This is a genomic window from Agrobacterium sp. SORGH_AS_0440, assembly GCF_031453135.1.
GTDB classification, from domain to species: domain Bacteria; phylum Pseudomonadota; class Alphaproteobacteria; order Rhizobiales; family Rhizobiaceae; genus Agrobacterium; species Agrobacterium pusense.
This window is the reverse complement of sequence record NZ_JAVIYR010000001.1, coordinates 833,927-851,668: the sequence shown is the minus strand read 5'-3', so window position 1 is coordinate 851,668 and position 17,742 is coordinate 833,927. Positions and strand designations below refer to the sequence as shown.

The 17,742-nt window shown below is 59.5% G+C and carries 15 protein-coding genes; 12 read left to right on the top strand and 3 right to left on the bottom strand.

Going from position 1 to position 17,742, the window contains the following annotated elements; translation table 11 throughout:
- Window positions 1-18 precede the first annotated feature (18 nt).
- The 5 genes from QE453_RS03935 to QE453_RS03915 all read left to right on the top strand — a co-directional run bounded on the left by QE453_RS03935 (window position 19) and on the right by QE453_RS03915 (window position 4,504).
- A complete protein-coding gene (locus QE453_RS03935) occupies window positions 19-408 on the top strand; it encodes a hypothetical protein (RefSeq protein ID WP_244405650.1) in 390 nt (129 codons plus the stop codon).
- Window positions 405-2,408, top strand: a complete 2,004-nt coding sequence (locus tag QE453_RS03930; RefSeq protein ID WP_244405652.1) for an FUSC family protein — start codon at window positions 405-407, stop codon at window positions 2,406-2,408. The genes QE453_RS03935 and QE453_RS03930 overlap by 4 nt, the downstream gene beginning before the upstream one ends.
- Entirely contained in the window at window positions 2,405-2,611 is a 207-nt protein-coding gene (locus QE453_RS03925; RefSeq protein WP_022563183.1) for a DUF1656 domain-containing protein, read from the top strand. Before QE453_RS03930 ends, QE453_RS03925 begins: the two co-directional genes overlap by 4 nt.
- A 2-nt stretch (window positions 2,612-2,613) precedes the next feature.
- On the top strand, window positions 2,614-3,534 hold the full coding sequence (locus QE453_RS03920; RefSeq protein ID WP_111814729.1) for an HlyD family secretion protein: 921 nt from the start codon (window positions 2,614-2,616) through the stop codon (window positions 3,532-3,534).
- A 109-nt stretch (window positions 3,535-3,643) separates the two neighbouring features.
- Complete coding sequence (locus QE453_RS03915) at window positions 3,644-4,504, top strand: alpha/beta fold hydrolase (protein ID WP_244405654.1); 861 nt, start codon at window positions 3,644-3,646, stop codon at window positions 4,502-4,504.
- A 111-nt stretch (window positions 4,505-4,615) separates the two neighbouring features.
- Here QE453_RS03915 and QE453_RS03910 read toward each other — a convergent pair whose 3' ends face one another.
- From QE453_RS03910 to QE453_RS03900, 3 genes are read right to left on the bottom strand one after another with little or no spacing between them, the layout of a single operon-like run.
- Window positions 4,616-6,532: an iron ABC transporter permease gene (locus QE453_RS03910; RefSeq protein WP_244405656.1), complete on the bottom strand. Its 1,917-nt coding sequence runs from the start codon at window positions 6,530-6,532 to the stop codon at window positions 4,616-4,618.
- Window positions 6,533-6,588: 56 nt separating this feature from the next.
- Window positions 6,589-7,446 carry an ABC transporter ATP-binding protein gene (locus QE453_RS03905; RefSeq protein ID WP_309776417.1) on the bottom strand — a complete coding sequence of 286 codons (858 nt, stop codon included), beginning with the start codon at window positions 7,444-7,446 and terminating at the stop codon, window positions 6,589-6,591.
- A complete protein-coding gene (locus tag QE453_RS03900) occupies window positions 7,443-8,189 on the bottom strand; it encodes a helix-turn-helix domain-containing protein (RefSeq protein WP_035208712.1) in 747 nt (248 codons plus the stop codon). Before QE453_RS03900 ends, QE453_RS03905 begins: the two co-directional genes overlap by 4 nt.
- A gap of 285 nt (window positions 8,190-8,474) precedes the next feature.
- Here QE453_RS03900 and QE453_RS03895 point away from each other — a divergent pair, with 285 nt between their 5' ends.
- The 7 genes from QE453_RS03895 to QE453_RS03865 all read left to right on the top strand — a co-directional run bounded on the left by QE453_RS03895 (window position 8,475) and on the right by QE453_RS03865 (window position 17,687).
- Window positions 8,475-10,670: a TonB-dependent siderophore receptor gene (locus QE453_RS03895; RefSeq protein WP_309776416.1), complete on the top strand. Its 2,196-nt coding sequence runs from the start codon at window positions 8,475-8,477 to the stop codon at window positions 10,668-10,670.
- Complete coding sequence (locus tag QE453_RS03890; protein ID WP_309776415.1) at window positions 10,616-11,293, top strand: ABC transporter substrate-binding protein; 678 nt, start codon at window positions 10,616-10,618, stop codon at window positions 11,291-11,293. Before QE453_RS03895 ends, QE453_RS03890 begins: the two co-directional genes overlap by 55 nt.
- Before the next feature lies 1 nt (window position 11,294).
- Entirely contained in the window at window positions 11,295-11,540 is a 246-nt protein-coding gene (locus QE453_RS03885; protein WP_309776414.1) for a hypothetical protein, read from the top strand.
- Between the two features lie 40 nt (window positions 11,541-11,580).
- Window positions 11,581-12,294, top strand: a complete 714-nt coding sequence (gene fhuF, locus QE453_RS03880; protein WP_309776413.1) for a siderophore-iron reductase FhuF — start codon at window positions 11,581-11,583, stop codon at window positions 12,292-12,294.
- Between the two features lie 309 nt (window positions 12,295-12,603).
- Window positions 12,604-13,065 carry a DUF4126 family protein gene (locus QE453_RS03875; protein WP_309776412.1) on the top strand — a complete coding sequence of 154 codons (462 nt, stop codon included), beginning with the start codon at window positions 12,604-12,606 and terminating at the stop codon, window positions 13,063-13,065.
- Window positions 13,062-14,423 (top strand): FAD-containing oxidoreductase, encoded by a 1,362-nt coding sequence (locus QE453_RS03870; RefSeq protein ID WP_137069606.1) that lies wholly within the window; start codon window positions 13,062-13,064, stop codon window positions 14,421-14,423. The genes QE453_RS03875 and QE453_RS03870 overlap by 4 nt, the downstream gene beginning before the upstream one ends.
- Before the next feature lie 345 nt (window positions 14,424-14,768).
- The gene (locus tag QE453_RS03865; protein WP_309776411.1) at window positions 14,769-17,687 is read left to right on the top strand and encodes an autotransporter outer membrane beta-barrel domain-containing protein; all 2,919 of its coding nucleotides are present in this window, start codon (window positions 14,769-14,771) and stop codon (window positions 17,685-17,687) included.
- Window positions 17,688-17,742: the final 55 nt, after the last annotated feature.

Below are 17,742 nucleotides of genomic sequence, written 5' to 3'. Positions count from 1 at the left end.
ATAGGGTCATCCGGAAAGATGCTGGAGAAGAAGATTATGGCACTTCAAAAATACGACGACCGCTGGTGGTCGGATATTATCCGGACTGAAATTCGTCTTCCCCTGAAAGGACCTCGCGGGTTCTGCGCCCTTCTCCCGTTACGACCGGGAGCAAGGTTGGCCCGCGCTACGGTGCTGAAAAAGATGACAGACGGGCTCGTTTCGAAAGCCCGAGCGCTCGTTGCCCGCCATCCACCGGCCATGTCGCCCGGTGAGTCCGCCGACCCGGCCGAAGCCTATCTGCACGCCTGCCTCGCCGTACCCTTCTTTTGTTATGTGTCGCCAGCGACTTATGGCCTCGCAGACGAGATCACCAGCAATAAACAAGGCATCGAGCGCAGCGCCCCCGCGCCGGAGGATGCGGTGTGAGCAGCCGGCCAGTTGTCACCAGCGGGAATGTCATCTTTTCGCTGAAATCATTCCTTGCGGCCATGCTGGCATATCTTGTTGCCATCAGCTTCGATTTGAACCGACCGTCCTGGGCAGTTGCAACCGTCTATATTGTCGCTCATCCCCTCTCCGGTGCGATATCGTCGAAATCGGGATATCGGCTTCTGGGCACGGTCATCGGCGGCGGTGCGACGATCCTCATGGTCCCGAATCTGGTGAACGAACCGATATTGCTTTCCGGCGCGATCATCGTATGGGTCTCCGGGTGTACCTTTGTCAGTCTTCTTGATCGCACACCACGCAGTTATGTTTTCCTGTTAGCCGGCTATACCGTTCTTCTCGCAGGACTGCCGCTCGTCAACGCCCCGGCAAACACGTTCGATATTGTCGTTTCCCGCACCGAAGAGATCGGGCTCGCGATCATATGCGCGTCGATTGTCAGTCACGTTGTTTTTCCAGTTCACGTGGGGACGGCGCTTCTCAACCGGATCGATGGATGGATGGCCAGGGCGCAGAAGCTTTTCGAAGCCACAGCAACCGGCAAAATGGACGAAACCCAAAATCGGATGGAACGCCACGCCCTAGCGGGGGAGGCGGCCGATCTGCGGTCGTTCGCGGTGCATCTTCAGTATGACGGATCCAGATACCGAAGCAGAGTGGCGCTGGTGAAGTCGCTGCAGCACCGGATGGTTTCCTTCCTGCCCCTACTGAGCGAACTTGAGGATTTGCGACGATCGCTGGGGAGGTTGGACCCTGCCGGCCGGTACAAGGCATTGGCGATAGTCGCGGAGGCGGATTCGCGTCCGGGAGGCTCCTTCTCCACGATCGATGCGCTTGCCTTCCCCGCCTCGCTGCCGACATGGGAAAAACTCCTCCTTGTCAATTTTACCCGAGACTTGCGGACTTTTTCCCGGCTCTCTGACGAGTGCCTTACTCTTCGAAAATCCATTGAAGATGAAAACGGAGAAAGAGGTGCCCGCGCGCCCGACAGAGCGCCCGCACCGCATCGCGATATCGGAATGGCGTGGCTGTCGTCGGTGGCGGTTGCAGTATGCCTCGTAACATCGCTCTTCTTCTGGATCGCCACCGGCTGGTCCGACGGAGTTACCTTCGCCCAGATATCCGGTGTCCTTTGCTGCCTCCTTGCCACCATGGACGACCCGGTTCCTGCCATGCGCAAGTTTGTTAATGTGACGATCGGTGCAGCCATTGCGGCATTCGTCTACGGCTTTGCAGTCCTGCCGGTAATCGACGGGTTTGCATCGCTCTCTGCTGCGTTGGGGCTGTTTCTGATACCGGCGGGCATATGTCTTGCAGTGCCTTCACTCGCCATTGTCGGCATGGGGCTTTGCATAAACTTTCCCCTTCTTCTCACCCTTCAGGCATATCCCGCGACAGACTTCGGCACATTCGTGAATGCCGCGGGGGCGACCATACTCGCAATGGTCTGGACGATCGCGGTTTGCGGCCTCTTTCGATCCGTGCGAGTTGAGACAAATGCGAGAAGGCTTCTTTCTGTTGTCCGGAAACATGTCGCGAACATCGCCGTTGGTAAACAAACCGACATTCTCGCCGCCCATTATCGCATGATTGACGTTGCCGGCCTGTTCGCCTCAAGACTGGCGAAACTGCCTCCGGTGTCGGAGGTCGGCGGCTATGACCCGTTAAGGGATATCCGGGCAGGGCTGCATCTTATTGCAATGCAGGAGCTTTTACCCAAGGTTTCGAACGGTATTCACCTTGCTGCACAACCGGTCTTTCAGGCGGTCACAATTCTATACCGCGGCCGTGCCGGTAAAGGTGGAAAAATCCTGGAAAGCGCCGTCCGGGCGCTGGATGATCTGATCCTTTCTCCTGCGGCCATCACCGTGATGGATAACGAACTTCTGCTGCGCGCCGCTGCTCTTCGCCTGTGCATTGCACCGGACGCTGACGCGCCCGTTCCCCAGATACCCGGGTCTTGGAGGAAAGCCGCTTGAAGGAACAGCTCGATCTCTATGGCATTTTTCTGCCCTCGTTCGCAGCGCTCGCATTGTTTGCGTATGCAGGATTTCGTCTTCTCACATCACTTCTCGAAAAGATGGGGTTTTACCGGATGGTATGGCACCGCTCCCTGTTCAACCTTGCGCTTTACATTACCCTTGTCGGCGGATTTTCTGCCGCTATCGACTGGTTTCCATGATCATGAAAAATCTGACGTTTACCGCGGGTCGAGTGCTTCTCACCTTCTCCATGACGGGATGCGCTGCGGTGCTGGGCTGGCACCTATGGTCTTTCTACATGGAGGCACCGTGGACGCGTGATGCCCATGTCCGGGCGGATATCATCCGATTGGCACCAGATGTTTCCGGGCCTGTCGCCGAGGTTCTGGTGTCGGACAATGCACAGGTGGAGAAAGGAACGCCGCTGTTTCGCATCGAAACAGATCGCTTCGAGCTCGCGCTGCGCGAGGCAGAAGCGCAGGTTACAGCGACAAGGGCGGCGGCGGAGCTGGCGAAAACCGATTTCGAACGGTATCAACTGCTTGCATCAAAGGAGGCGGCAAGCCTCAAGGAGCGTCAGTACGCGGAAAGCCGGATGTATCAGGCAGAGGCCGCCTATCAATCTGCGCTGGTTGCCCGGGATCTGGCAAGGCTCAACCTTGAGCGCACAACGGTCAGGGCACCGGCATCCGGTGCAATCACCAACTTTTCCCTGCGCAGGGGTAACTATGTCGTTTCCGGCAACGCCGTGGGAGCCCTGGTGGAAGAAGAATCCGTCTATGTCGCAGGATATTTTGAAGAAACGAAGCTCCCCCGGATCCACATTGGCGATCCGGTAACGATCAGTATCATGGGCGAAGCTCAGTCGGTCACCGGACGTGTCGCAGGCATTGCCGCAGGCATTGAGGATCGGGAGCGAAGCGATAATGCGGGTTCTCTGGCAAGCGTCGCCCCGACATTCTCATGGGTCCGACTTGCCCAGAGAATCCCGGTGCGGATCGAGATCGATGACGCCCCAAAGACGGTTCGGCTCGTTGCGGGAAGGACCGCAACCGTTTCGATCGAGCAGAGGAGTAACCGGGTGGCACTTCGTCATCCGTTACCCTCCGCGATCACACCCTGATCGCTACCGAAGCAGAGTTTTGAGGGGGGCCGCGGTTCCAAGCCACGGCAGGCCGAGATGGAACCGCTGGTGGCAGAGACCGTTCGTTCCATGATCCAAGGGGAGCGCGATGTTTGAAAATTTCAGGCTGGAAATGATCAATGTCCCGGAAACGACGCTCCGGGTTCGCCATGGCGGCAAGGGCCCGCCGCTTCTTCTGCTTCACGGACATCCGAGAACACACACAACCTGGTACAAGGTGGCTCCCATTCTGGCCGACAAGTTCACGGTTGTTTGCCCCGATCTGCGAGGTTTTGGCAAGTCTGGCAAGCCGTCTGACCCCTATGATCATGAAGCGTCGTCAAAGCGGGCCAAGGCTCGTGACTGTGTTGCGCTCATGGAACATCTCGGTTTCGACCGGTTCTTTCTGGCCGGCCACGACCGTGGAAGTTACACGGCATTTCGCACCGCGATGGACCACCCGGCAAGAGTTGAGAAGCTCGCGATCCTCGACGGTGTTCCGATCCTCGAAGCGCTGGAGCGATGCAATCTTCGCTTTGCACAGCAATGGTGGCACTGGTTCTTTTTTACTCAACACGACAAACCCGAGCGGGCCATCCTTGCCGATCCCTTGGCATGGTATGGCGGGAGCGAGGCTTCGATGGGAAAAGAAAACTTCGCGGACTTCCGCTCGTCCGTCGAAGACCCCAGGACTGTTCAGGGCATGCTGGGTGATTATCGCGCGGGTATCCACATAGATCATCTCCACGATCTTGATGATCGAAATTGCGGAAGAAAGCTGACATGCCCACTTCATGTCCTTTGGTCGCTGCAGGACGATCTGGAAATGTTGTACGGAGATGTCCTGTCGGTATGGCAGCCCTGGTCAACCCTTCCCGTTTCGGGTCTGGGAATAGACAGCGGACATCACATGGCAGAAGAGGCTCCAGCGGAACTGGCGCGTGAGCTCATCTCGTTTTTCACCGAATAAGGCTGTCGATTTCGTCCGCCCCTTGCTGTGTAGGCGATGGGCATTGTCACCGGATTTTACCGCCCCGCAGTCGAGCACCCGAGACCATAGAGTTGCACCTCTTCCATTCGATCAGGACCGCGACCTCAATCCGGAACGGAGCAGCAGCATAAAGGCGGGCGCACCGATAATTGCGGTGATGATGCCCGCCGGAAGTTCAAGTGGCGCGATAATGCTGCGACCGATCGTGTCGGCGAAAGCGAGCATCACAGCGCCGAGCGCCATCGCGACAGGAAGGCTTTTGGCATGGCGCGCTCCGGTAAGGAGCCGAGCCGCGTGGGGCGCGAGCAAGCCAACGAAACTGACGGCTCCGATGGAAGAAACGGCGATTGCCACCGCGACGGCGGCATAGAGCATCGCGTATTTGCTCGCATTTCCCGTCGCGAGGCCCAGTGAGCGGGCTTTTTCGTCCCCAAGCAAAAACGCATCAAGATGACGGCTGAACAACAGGCCGATGGCCGACAGGGCGAAGACCCATGGCACCAGTACGACTGCGTCGGCGTAACCACGGGCGTGCGTCGAGCCGATGAGCCACGAAAGTGCCTGAGCCGTTTGCAGGCGAGCCTCCACGACGATGATCGTTGCGGCCGCGCCCAGGCTTGCTGCGATTGCGACACCGGCCAGAACGAATTTCTCGGGAGAATATTTCGGCGCCAGCAACCGGAGCAGCAAGAGCACGGTAATGGCCCCGGCCAGAGCGACCGCCTGGAAAGTTGGCGTTGCTGGCGCAAATCCCAACAGGAGCGCGACGAGGCTAAACAGCGCTGCTCCCTGTGTAAGGCCCAGCGTCTCCGGCCCGCACAGCGGATTGCGTGTCACCGCCTGAAGGACGGTGCCGGCAGCAGCCAGCAATGCACCACAGCCAAGTGCCACAAGAAGGCGAGGCGCGCGCAGGTCGAGGTTTCCCGTCACCTCGGCAATCGTCAGTGAAAGCCCGTCGCCTGTCGCGAGACTTGCCGCGATGACTATCAGGCCCAAGGCGGCAAGTGCTGTCGCGGCAAGGGGCAGGGGCGGGGGCGCTATCCCTACGGGCAAGCCGATTCGGCGCTCTCCCCCGATCTTTGCCTTCCGGAGCAGGAGCAGCATGGCCGGTGCACCAAGGCAGGCAACCGTAACGCCTGTGGGTATGCTCGCGCCATTGTGCGCGAGGGACTGCGTGACGACATCTGCGAGGAGCAGGGTGTTTGCTCCCCAAACCATCGAAAGCGGCAGATGGCGATGATGCCGAATTATACCCAATGCGCGCAAAACATTCGGGACTGCAAGGCCGATGAAGCCAATTGGCCCTGCGAGGGTAACGGCGGCGCCGCAGAGAAGAACGCCGACGAGCAGACCGAAAAGTGTGACGGCCCGCGTCACCCCGAGACTGGCCGAGGCCTGATCTCCCAGTCCCAGCAAGTCCAGGGCGCGCGCCATCACCATCAGCATCAGGAAAGACAGGAGCACCAAGGGGATCGCCGTGGCGACCCTGGCCCATCCGGTCTGGTCCAGGATACCGGAGGACCAGAGCAACAGACCGGACGCCCGTTCGTCGGCGAGAAGCACGATGGCCGATGATATGGCGGAAAAACAAAGTGATACGGCGATACCCGAAAGAGCCAGCCGGCCGGGCGCGGCTTGAAAGCCGCCTGCCAGCGCGAGACATGCAGCTGCGCCGGCGAGACCGCCCGCGCTTGTCGCGATGATGGGTGGCAGAGCCAAGGGCAGCAACAAGGTTGATATGACTAGGAAAAGCTGCGCGCCGCTGGTAACGGACAGTATATCCGGAGCCGCCAAAGGGTTTCGCAAGACGGTCTGGAGAACCGAACCTGCCAGCGCGAGGGCGGCGCCAGTTGATATTGCTGCGACCATACGGGGCGCCCGGGTCGTTTCCAGAATTGCCTGCGCGAGTGTTTCCGGGGCTGTCGGAAAAAGAAACACGTCCCTCCAGCCGACCAGCCTGCTCCCCACTCTGAGTTCCAGCGCCGCCAGGAGCAGCAAAAGGATCACGCCAACGGGCCAGACAAGGGATGGAGCCAATCGATGAAGGGCGAGGCGAGACAAAGTCATGGTTGAGCCGAAGCCGGGCGGTTTTGCCGATTGCCGGTGCCGACCCAGTCGACCATGCAATAGGTTCGCGCGCTTCCGTCGGGGTGTGGGACGAGATCGACGTGGCACTCAAAGGCCTGCCGCAGCAGGTCAGCCCGAAGCACCTTGTGTGTCGGCCCAGCCGCGAGAACCTCACCCTTCTGCATCAGGACGACGTCATCGGCGACATCCATAACCTGATTGAGATCGTGAAGCACCGCGATGATCGTGAGCCGTTCCTCCGAGTTGAGTTTGCGCAGGAGTGTCAGCAGCTCGGCCTGATGTCTGATGTCGAGAAAGCTCGTGGGTTCATCAAGAAAGAGGACACGCGGTTCCTGCGCCAGAGCCATGGCCAGCCAGGCGCGCTGCCTTTCACCGCCGGAGAGGGTCGTGAGTTGACGCGCACGTAAGTCCTGGAGGCCGACGCGGAAGATGGCGCTTTCGATAATTCCGCGGTCCCGTGTCGACAGGCGTCCCAGCCAGGGGCGATGAGGATAACGGCCTTGTTCAACGAGTTCCTCGACGCTCAGACCGATCGGAACCTCCGGCGTCTGGCTCATGACGGCAACCTGACGGGCGACGGTGCGCCGTGACAAAGCGTTGAGTTGCTGCCCGGCCAGGTGGACCTCGCCCTCCGTCGGTTGTTCGAGCCCGGCGAGGCATTTGAGCAGCGTGCTTTTCCCGGAACCGTTCGCGCCGCATATGACGGTAATACGGCCTTCGAATGCGATTGAATCGACCTGCCGAAGCGCTTGAGCCTGATCATAGATGACGCTGAGACCAATCGCCTGTGCGGCGATTATCTCCGTCTTCTGTTTGCTTGCGAGCCCCGTCATCCGGCAGCCTCGCGCATAGCTTTGCGCAGAGAGGAAAGGCTGCGATAACCGACGTCTGCGGCCGCCTCTTCCAGACGCGCTCCCTCCGCCTGCCGGCGCATGACATGCGCCATGCGCAAGCGACGCCGCCATTCGGCGAAACTCATGCCCGTCTGGATTCGGAATTTCCGGGTCATGGTGCGCCGGCTCATGCCGAGATTGTCTGCCCAGCGGTCTATATCAAGATCGAGCGATGGGGTTTCGGAAAGATCCCGACACAGCCGCTGCAATCGCTTATCACTTGGCATTGGAAGCGCAAACGGGCCTTCCTCCGCATTGGCAATTTCTTCGAGTATCAGAGCTGCCAGATGTCCGCCGCGCCCATTTTCGTCATAAAGAGTTGGTTCCTTCAGGAACGCTCCAACCGTGGCCGAAAGGAGCGTCGAGGTCGAGATGACACGTGGCGGCTCCCACGGCATGGCGATCCCCGGGTCCGGCTCGATATAGACCGACTGCATGGAAACCCGCCCGTGTGAATGGACGGCATGTGGTATCTCCGGCGTTATCAGCAAACCGTAACCACAGGGGATGATGAACGAGGTGTCGGGGGTGCGGGCGGTCATGAAGCCGTCGATGATCTGGAGCAATTGCCCTCGGCGATGGCTGTGCCAGCCAAAATCGACGCTTTGCTCGTAGGTCCGCGCCATGGCAGCGACAGGCCGCGGCACATTTTGAAGATCGGCTGCCCTTTGCGGCTGTTTCATCGTGTTTCCAGGCAATGGGATTCCTCACGGGGGCCTTGCCGCCGCATCCAACGGGAAGAGCCATAGTCGCGTCGCGTCCGTATTTCAAAAGGAAAAATTGGCCCGATGGAGCAGAATAATATCATTTAACAGGGTCGGGCCACAAAATGGCCCGCAAGAGCTCGATTTTGACCTGACAATGCTGATAAAAAAAGTCTAGTTAAGCGGCCAAGCGTGCGGGAAAAGAAAATCACTGCGGACAGTCCGGAGTAGCCTTTACGCAGTATTCCTATCACAGGTCCTCGAATGCAGAACATCCACCCTCGCCTTCGCACATCAACCTGCCACGTCACCAGACAGCAGCTCCTGTTTCTGGTGTCAGGCGTTGCGTTGGGAGCGCTTGTCCTCCAGCCGGGAAGGGTTGAGGCGCAAGAGGCAAATGGGTCCACCGTGCTTGAGCCAATCGTCGTACAGGGAAAGACGGCGGCCAAAGGGGCGCGTGTCGAACAGCGTGGCTACGTTGCGACGCAATCGGCTTCGGCCACCAAGACTACGACGGCGATTGCCGAGACGCCGCAATCCGTCTCCGTGATTACCCGTGGCGCGATGACGGATCGAGCCGTGCAGACGGTGGCGGACAGCCTGCTCTATAGCGCGAACGTCAACGGCCAACGCTACGGTAACGACCCCCGTTCGGATTACTTCAGCATCCGCGGCTTTAGCGCCGATCTCTATCTCGACGGCTTGCGCGTGCCGCAGATTGCAAACCAGACCGGTGGCTATGCCGGCTTTCGAGTGGAACCCTACTTCCTTAATCGCGTGGAAGTGCTGCGCGGACCAAGTTCGGCGCTTTTTGGACAAACGAATGTCGGCGGCGTCGTCAACATGATCAGCAAGGATCCGTCAGAGACCGCTGGCGGAGAAGTCTACGCGCGCTTCGGAAGTTATAATCAGAAGGAAGCAGGGTTTGACGTCACGGGCCCTGTCGGTGCGGATTCAAATCTTACCTATCGCCTGGAAGGCATTATCCGCGATAGCGAAACAATGAACGATTTCGGCAAGAACGACCGTTTCGCCATCAGCCCGACAGTCAGGTGGTCGCCGGATGAAGATACCAGTCTCACGGTTTATGGCGCCTATATGAAGGATGACGCCGGCCAGGTGCCTTCGCTTATTCCAGCACTCGGGAGCATCTATTCCAATAGTCTCGGTTTGACGATACCGCGCAGCTTTTCGGACGGCGATCCCTCGTTGGCGATTTACGACAAGGAAACGGCCTATATTGGATATCGGTTCGAACACGCAATTAACGACGATCTCGTTCTACGCCAGAATTTCCGGTACTCATATCTGGACGTCAATTATCAAAACCTTTTCGGCAACGGCCTTTCCGCCAACCAGCGCACGCTTTCACGCCTCGTTTACAATGCGCAGCCAACGCTCAACGCCGTGGCGCTGGATACCAATCTTGAGTACAAGTTCGACAGTGGGCCAATCAGCCATACGCTTCTCGGCGGTATCGACGTGCAGTGGCAAAACCTTGTGAACAGGACAGGATCGCGCAGTGGCCCCACACTCGACCTGTTCAATCCGGTCTACGGCATTGGCGTGCAGCCGGCAGCACTGACGACACGTCTTGATCAGACGCAGCGTCAGGTCGGTTTCTATCTCCAGGATCAAATGGAACTCGGCGGGCTTCGACTGACGGTTGGCGGCCGCCAGGACCATGTCAGCAACGATTCCGACAGCACCACGCTTGCCAGCGGTCTTACCACCCGATACCGGCAGGACGATAGAGCCTTCACCGGCAGGGTCGGTGCCGCTTATGTCCTTGATAACGGCCTTGTGCCCTACGCGCTTTATTCCACGTCCTTCTCCCCGGTGCTGACATTGGCGCCAACGCCGCTGAAGCCAACCAAGGGCGAGCTGAAGGAAATCGGCGTGAAATTTGCGCCACAGGGCGAGGACTTCAGCCTTACTCTTTCCGGCTTCGAGGCGACGCAGCAGAATGTCGTCAACCGTGTTGCAGGCGTTTATTACCAGACTGACGAGGTGCGCGTCCGCGGGATCGAACTGGAGGCCAACGCCACCCTTTGGGACAGTCTCAATGTTACTGCGGCGGCGAGCTGGCAGGATCCTGTGGTAACCGAGAGCCAGACGCCCACCCAGATCGGGAAAATGCCGTATACCGTTCCAAAGCAGCAGCAGTCGCTGTTCGTGAGTTATGATCTGCCGATGCCGGACAGCTGGAACGGCAAGCTGACAGTCGGTGGTGGTGTCCGACGCATCGGCAAGACTGCCGGGGATACCGCGAACTCATTCTTCGTTCCCGGTTATACGCTGGTCGATGCCTTTGCCCGTTACGAACATGATCGCTATTCGTTCCAGCTCAACGGCTACAATCTCGGAGACAAGACCTACGTCGCCGGTTGCAACACCACCACGCAGTGCTATTACGGGCAGGGTTTGACTGTTGTCGGAACAGTGAGCGTGAAGTGGTAGCGGGTATAGGCAGACGATCGTTCTTGAGTGGCGCGGTGGCTTTGATTGCGGCGCCAGGGTCGCTTGCCGCCTCAGGACCCTCACGCCTGGTCACGCTCGATTGGACTGCCACCGAGATTGCGCTTTCCCTTGGAATATCGCCGGCTGGATGCGCGGAAATCTCCGGGTACAGAACATGGGTCGATGTCGCAAATGAAGGCCTCTCCGATGCCGTCGACGTCGGACGACGACAGCAGCCCAGCCTCGAGGCGGTCCGCAAACTGCTGCCTGACCTCATCTTGACGTCGCGGTATCGGCACGCGTCCATCGCTCATGCGCTCGGTGAGATCGCTCCGGTTCATCTGATCGATGATCAGGAAAATGGCGGTGACATGCTGGTGAGCGTCTGTCAGAGCGCCCGTCAGGCGGGCGCAGCGCTTTCGCGATCGGATGACGTCGCAAGGCTCCTCGGACGTTTTGATGATGAGATCGAAAACCTGAAATCGCGCCAATGCCGGGCAGGTGGCAGGCCGCAAGCTGGTCGTGGCGCAACCGTTGCCTGGCGTCCCGCGGTTGCGCGTCTTTGCGCCCAACGCCGCAATTTCCGGCCTTCTCAGGAAGATCGGCTTTGCCGATGGCATTGAAATGTCAGCGCAACCTTTCGGTTTTACGACAATCGATCTTGAAGGACTTGCCTCCCTTGGGAGCGACAGCACCTTGTTCATCCTTGGCGAGACCGTTCCGGCTGATCTTCTCAATGCTTCGCTCTGGCCCATGTTGCCGGTCGTAGCGCAAGGAAATGTCCGTTTGACCGGCATGCCATCCTGGCCATTCGGCTCCACGGCCTCACTGCAGCATCTGGCTCGCCAGATTGTCATCCGGCTCGTTTAGGCTGCGGGAGCGTATGCGAAGGTCGGAGATTCTTGGCGAATTGCTGCGGCAGTCGGCACATTCGCAATGGCGGGACTGCTTCCGGCTCAGGCGGCCCGCCGATCTGGCTTTCACTGAATTGCTGGAGCCCGATTGTCTTTTGGCTGTCCTCAACAGTTACGGTCGCCGCCACGGGGCGAACGCGCCCATTGCCGCCGTTGCCGGGGAGTGGTCAAAGCGGTACTTCGCAAAGGTGATGAGACCGATTGCCACCGCAGCCATGTTACTGGATTGGCGGGTAACTCTGACGCCGGCGGACTTGAGCATCGAAATAAGCGGTGAAGGGGAGGTCGTTTCGCTCGGCCTGACTGATTTCGGCCACCCGGTCCGAGCGAAGTCCGCAGAGGACCGTTTCGATTTTCTGATCAGGGGCAATATCGAAGCAGTTATCCGAGCTGTGTCCGAGGTGAGCGGGCTGTCTCGCAACGTCCTTTGGTCAAATGCGGGCAACCTGTTCGAAGGTATCGCCCGCGGTTACGCCGTGGTTAATGATTGCCCTGGTGCAGGCGTCGCGGATGCACTGGCATTGCTTGAACTGCCTCAGATGGCAGATGGCTCACGTAACCCGCTTTTCAGACCTATCCTTTACCCTGAAAGCGATGGCCAGCCGGAGCGGCTCCGCCGCGTCTGTTGTATCCGATATCTGATCGACGGACTGGATTACTGCAAGACGTGCCCGTGCCCGGGGCGGCACTGTTCTTCGGGAAAAAATTAAGGGCCTGCCGAAAGCAGATAGCGTGCCCCCTTTCAACAAATTTGCAGGACCTCAAACAACCGAAACGACGGGGCGCTGGCTCACGGCACCACGTAGCGGCCCTGTCGACCAAACTGGCGCGCCATGGTACGGTTGCGATCTGTCCGGCAGGTAACGGCAAGTTGAGGATCAATCCGGGACGCCGTCGCGGCCGATCTTGCGGCTTTACTTCGGACGTGTCGACCGAGGACGGCCCAGACGGGCAAGGGAACTGTCAACTGCGCATCAGCCGGGCGCCGCGGCATGCCGACTTAGCTTAGGGGGATCTGAATGCTCATTCTTCTCGCAGTGCTGATAGGGCTTGTCGCCGGTCTGCGCACCATGACTGCCCCGGCCGCAGTCTCCTGGGGCGCTTATCTCGGGTGGTTCGATATTTCTCCAAGCGTTCTCTCTTTCATGGGCTCGCTCTGGGCTGCGGCGATTTTGACTGTGCTTGCCATCGTGGAACTGATTGCCGACCAGCTTCCCGGCACGCCCTCACGCAAGGTACCCGTTCAGTTCGGAGCACGGGTTATAATGGGCGCTCTCAGCGGTGCGACGGTCGCCGCAACTGCAGGAATGGTGGTTCCCGGGCTTCTCGCGGGGGTCATCGGCGCCGTCGTCGGAACCTTCGGCGGTGCATCCGGCCGCGCTTATCTCGCCAGGCATTTCGGCCGCGACCTTCCCGCCGCCCTGATCGAGGATGCGGTCGCCATCCTGCTCGCACTGATCGTCGTGGTGTCCGTGTCATGAGGGAGTATGACGCGATCTTCATCGGGGCCGGTCAGGCCGGACCATTCCTTGCCGCCCGCATGGCGGCGATGGGCCGCAAGGTGGTCCTGATCGAACGCAAATATCTTGGCGGCACCTGTGTCAACGCCGGGTGCATGCCGACCAAGGCATTGGTCGCCAGCGCCAAGACCGCGGAGGTTGCGCGGCGCGCATCCGAATTCGGCGTCACCATCAGCGGTGAGCCGATAGTGAACATGCCGGCCGTAGCGGCCCGCGCCAGGAAGGTGACCCTTGATGCGAGAAACGGTTTGGCATCCTGGTTTGACAGTCTCGAGACGATGGATGTGATCCACGGCCAGGCCAAATTCGTCGGTGCGAAGGCCGTGTCCGTGGACGGGACAGACTATACTGCGCCGCAGATTTTTATAAATGTCGGCGCGCGGCCACACATCCCCGACATTCCTGGCCTTGAGGACGTGCCATACCTCACGAGCACGTCGGTGATCGCGCTCGAGAAATTGCCGAAACATCTGATTGTTCTTGGTGGCAGTTACATCGGACTGGAATTCGCCCAGATGTATCGGCGCTTCGGCGCCGAGGTTACGGTCATTGAGCGTGGGCAGCAACTGGCGCCCAGGGAGGATACCGATATCTCGCAAGCCATTGCGGAGATTCTGAGTAGGGATGGCATCGAGGTTCTTTTGAACCGCAGACTCCTGTCCTTCACCAAGGAAGATGTGGGCGTCGTCGTGCGGACCGATCAGGGCGAAGTCAGTGGGAGCCATGTCCTGGTCGCCCTCGGACGGCGGCCGAACACCGATGATCTCGGTCTCGATCTTGCTGGCATCGAGACTGATCGACGCGGCTTCATCACGGTGGATGAGCGCTTGCAGACCACCGCAGAAGGCATTTGGGCCCTTGGTGACTGCAACGGGCGAGGCGCATTCACGCATACGTCCTACAATGATTTCGAGATCGTCGCGGCAAACCTCCTTGATGGCGGCAACCGAAAAGTGTCAGACCGCACCCTCGGTTACGGCCTCTACATTGATCCGCCGCTCGGACGCGTTGGCATGACGGAGCGTCAGGCGAAGGAGGCCGGTCACCGGATCAAGGTCTCGACCCGACCGATGAGCCGCGTCGGCCGGGCCGTCGAGAAAGGTGAAACGCTTGGCCTCATGAAACTCGTCGCCGACGCCGAAACCGACCGGATACTCGGTGCCGCTTTCCTGGGGGTCGGAGGTGACGAGGCGGTCTATGGCGTGCTCGACGCCATCAACCTGGGGGCCACAACTGAAGAACTGCGCTGGGCGGTGCCAATCCATCCAACGGTCGGAGAGCTGGTGCCGACACTGATTGGCGACCTCAGGGAAACCTGACGTCCAGCCGGCCCGGCGAGGAGCGCAAAGGCTTTTCCGGATCGATGAGGCGACTGTCGCTCGTTTCGTTGGTGCAACGCCGGCCTTACGCACCACACGTGTCCGGCTGAGCTGCTCACTCGATTTCGGGAATGGCTTCTGCGGTATCCACGAACCGCAATCAAGAGTTGATATTTTCAGAAATAGCGATTTCTTTGCAACTTGCCAATCGGCGAGAAGTGAAGTTAGTGATTTGTTAAGCATAATCCTCCCACCATCGCTGTTGCTTGGTTCAATTTTTCAACTAGGTCTGCGATGCAGAAAAGCCGTTTCCTCCATAACGTTCGTGCACCCCGCCAATGCCTCATGTCGACGGCACTGTTGGTCGTGGCGCAGGCGACGCTTTCGCCCGCCTGGGCACAGGTATCGATTGGCGGCGACAGCACACCATCGGATCCCGCGCTCGTCGATGGCAGTGTCGACCTGGACATCGGTTTTACCAATTTCGGCAGCTTGACCGTTTTCAATGGCAGCATATTGACGAACAACGCAGGCTACGTCGGCGGCGATGCGGGAGGATTTGGCGTCGTAACGGTCTCGGGCCAGGATTCGCGATGGGACAATCTGGGGAATGTCGTCATCGGGCAATATGGCCGAGGAACCCTCGACATCCTGGCAGGTGGGCTCGTGACCGGGGAAACCGGCTACATCGGCGCCAGCACCGGCGGCATCGGCATCGTGACGGTTTCGGGCGATGACGGTTCCGGCACTGCATCCAGCTGGTCTCTCCGGCAGGACCTGAATATCGGAGAGGAGGGGGCCGGTACTCTGAACGTCACGCAGGGTGGTCATGTTTCTATCGCCGGGCGGGTCAGCGTCGGTTCATGGGGGCAAGGCAATGTTGAGCTTTCCGATAGTGCCACAATCTCAAGCTATGACGCCATTATCGGTATCAGCGGATACGGAGAGGCCCTTCTAACGTCGGGCTCGTCCTGGACCGTCACGGATCAGTTCACGGTGGGGTTGTTCAGCCAAGGCGATCTGCGGATCGAAGACGGCGCCAGCCTGACCAGCAGCCAGGGCTATGTGGGCGCCAATTCCGGCGGCAATGGCAACGTCACCGTCACCGGCGCGGGATCGAACTGGGAAATGACCAGCTTCAACCTTAACCTGGGCAATTACGGAACCGGCGTCATGACCATCGACGATGGCGCAAGGGTCTACGCGAACAGCGGCGTCTATCTTGGCATATCGGACACCACGGCCAGCGGCACGCTGAATGTGCTGGGTGCGCCGGGCGCGCGCGGGGTTCTGGAAACCAGCGGTTTCCGAGGCGGGCTGGGCACGGCGAACGTCACCGTTAATGGCGGCATTGTCCGCGCCATCCGAGACAATACGAATTTTTTCAGCAATTATGGCGCGCAGCAGGTCACCCTGGGTTCCGGCGGCGGTATCATTGATACCAACGGTCACAATATCCGCGTCGCTCCGGTAATGACCGGACCGGGTAGTCTTACGAAGGACGGCCCGGGCACGCTGACGCTCACGGGTGCCAATAGTTATGGCGGCGGTACGACGATTGCAGCCGGCGTCCTGCAGCTGGGCGATGGCGGGACGCGCGGCAGCATCCTCGGAAATGTCGACAACAGCGGCGTCCTGGCTTTCAATCGCTCCGACATAGTGACCTTCGGCGGGACGATTACCGGGACGGGTGGCGTTTGGCAGGTGGGTCCCGGGCAGACCATTCTCAGTGCCGATAGTTCAGGCCTCTCGGGTGTCTCCAGGGTGTATGGTGGCATCCTTTCGGTTAATGGTGTGCTTGGCGGGTCGATCGAAGTCATAGGCGGACGGTTGCAGGGCGTTGGTCAGGTAGGGACTACGGCGAATTTTGCCGGCGGAACCATCGCGCCGGGCAATTCGATCGGCACCCTTACAGTCGCCGGCGATTATGCCGGCAATGGCGGCGTGCTGGAAATCGAAACGGTTCTGGGCGGCGACAATTCGGCCACGGATTTGCTGGTGGTAACCGGTGGTGCGTCGGGCAGCACAAATGTTCGCGTCATCAATCTCGGCGGCGTCGGTGCGCAGACCAGCGAAGGCATCAAAATCGTCGATGTCGGCGGCGTATCCACGGGCGATTTCCACCTGCTTGGGAACTATACCTTCGAGGGGGACGCTGCCGTCGTTGCTGGAGCCTATGCCTATCGTCTCTACCAGGGGGGCATAAGCTCACCCGCCGACGGTGACTGGTATCTGCGGTCGGCATTGCTCGATGGCAGCGTTCCGACTGGTCCGCTATACCAGGCGGGAGCCCCGGTCTACGAGGTCTACGCCGCGGCGCTGCAGGGGCTCAACGAGCCTGAAACATTGCAGCAGCGCGTCGGCAACCGTTCATGGATGACCGGCACGAGCGAGACAGGCGCGTTGACCGAAGCAGCTGAGGACAAAACCGGCATATGGGGCCGCATTGTCGGCCGCCACGCCAGCATGGATTCCCGGTTCTCCACCACCGGCGCCAACCTCGACATCGACACATGGCAATTGCAGGCCGGCCTCGACCAGGAGCTGTTTTCAGGCGAGGCAGGCAATCTTTTCGGGGGGCTATCGGTACGATATGGCACCATTGCAGGTGACGTGACTTCGGTTTTCGGAAACGGTTCAATCAGCAGCGACGGCTATGGTGTGGGTGGATCGTTGACCTGGTACGGATCTGGCGGCTTTTACCTTGATGCCCAGGCCAGCCTGACCTGGTATGACAGCAGACTTGATTCCTCAACCGCGGCAACCCGTCTGGCATCGGACAATGGCGGCTTTGGCTATGCGATTGGCGTCGAGGCCGGCCAGCAGATCGCACTTGCCGACAATTGGTCGATGACTCCGCAGGCGCAACTTACTTATTCCAACGTTACGTATGATCGTTTTACCGACGTCTATGGCGCCGCCGTTTCGCTGGACGAGGGTGACGATCTTACTATCCGGCTGGGCCTTTCGACCGACTACCAGAACAGCTGGAAGGATGAGGGCGGCGACACCAGCCGCATCCATGCTTATGGCATTGGCAATTTCTACTACAACGGTCTGCCGGATAGCAGGACCGAGGTCGCCGGCACGGCGCTCGTCAACACCCAGGACAACCTTTGGGGTGGTCTCGGGATCGGCGGGACATATGCCTGGGGTAACGAAAGATACGCCATCCACGGGCAAGTGGGCGTCAACACAAGTCTCGTCAGTTTCGGCAGCAGCTACAGTATTGTCGGCACGGCAGGACTGACCGTCAGGTTTTAAGACGGGCCAGGGAATTGCCGACACGCGGTTCAATTTTCCGGGAGTGACTTGGTCT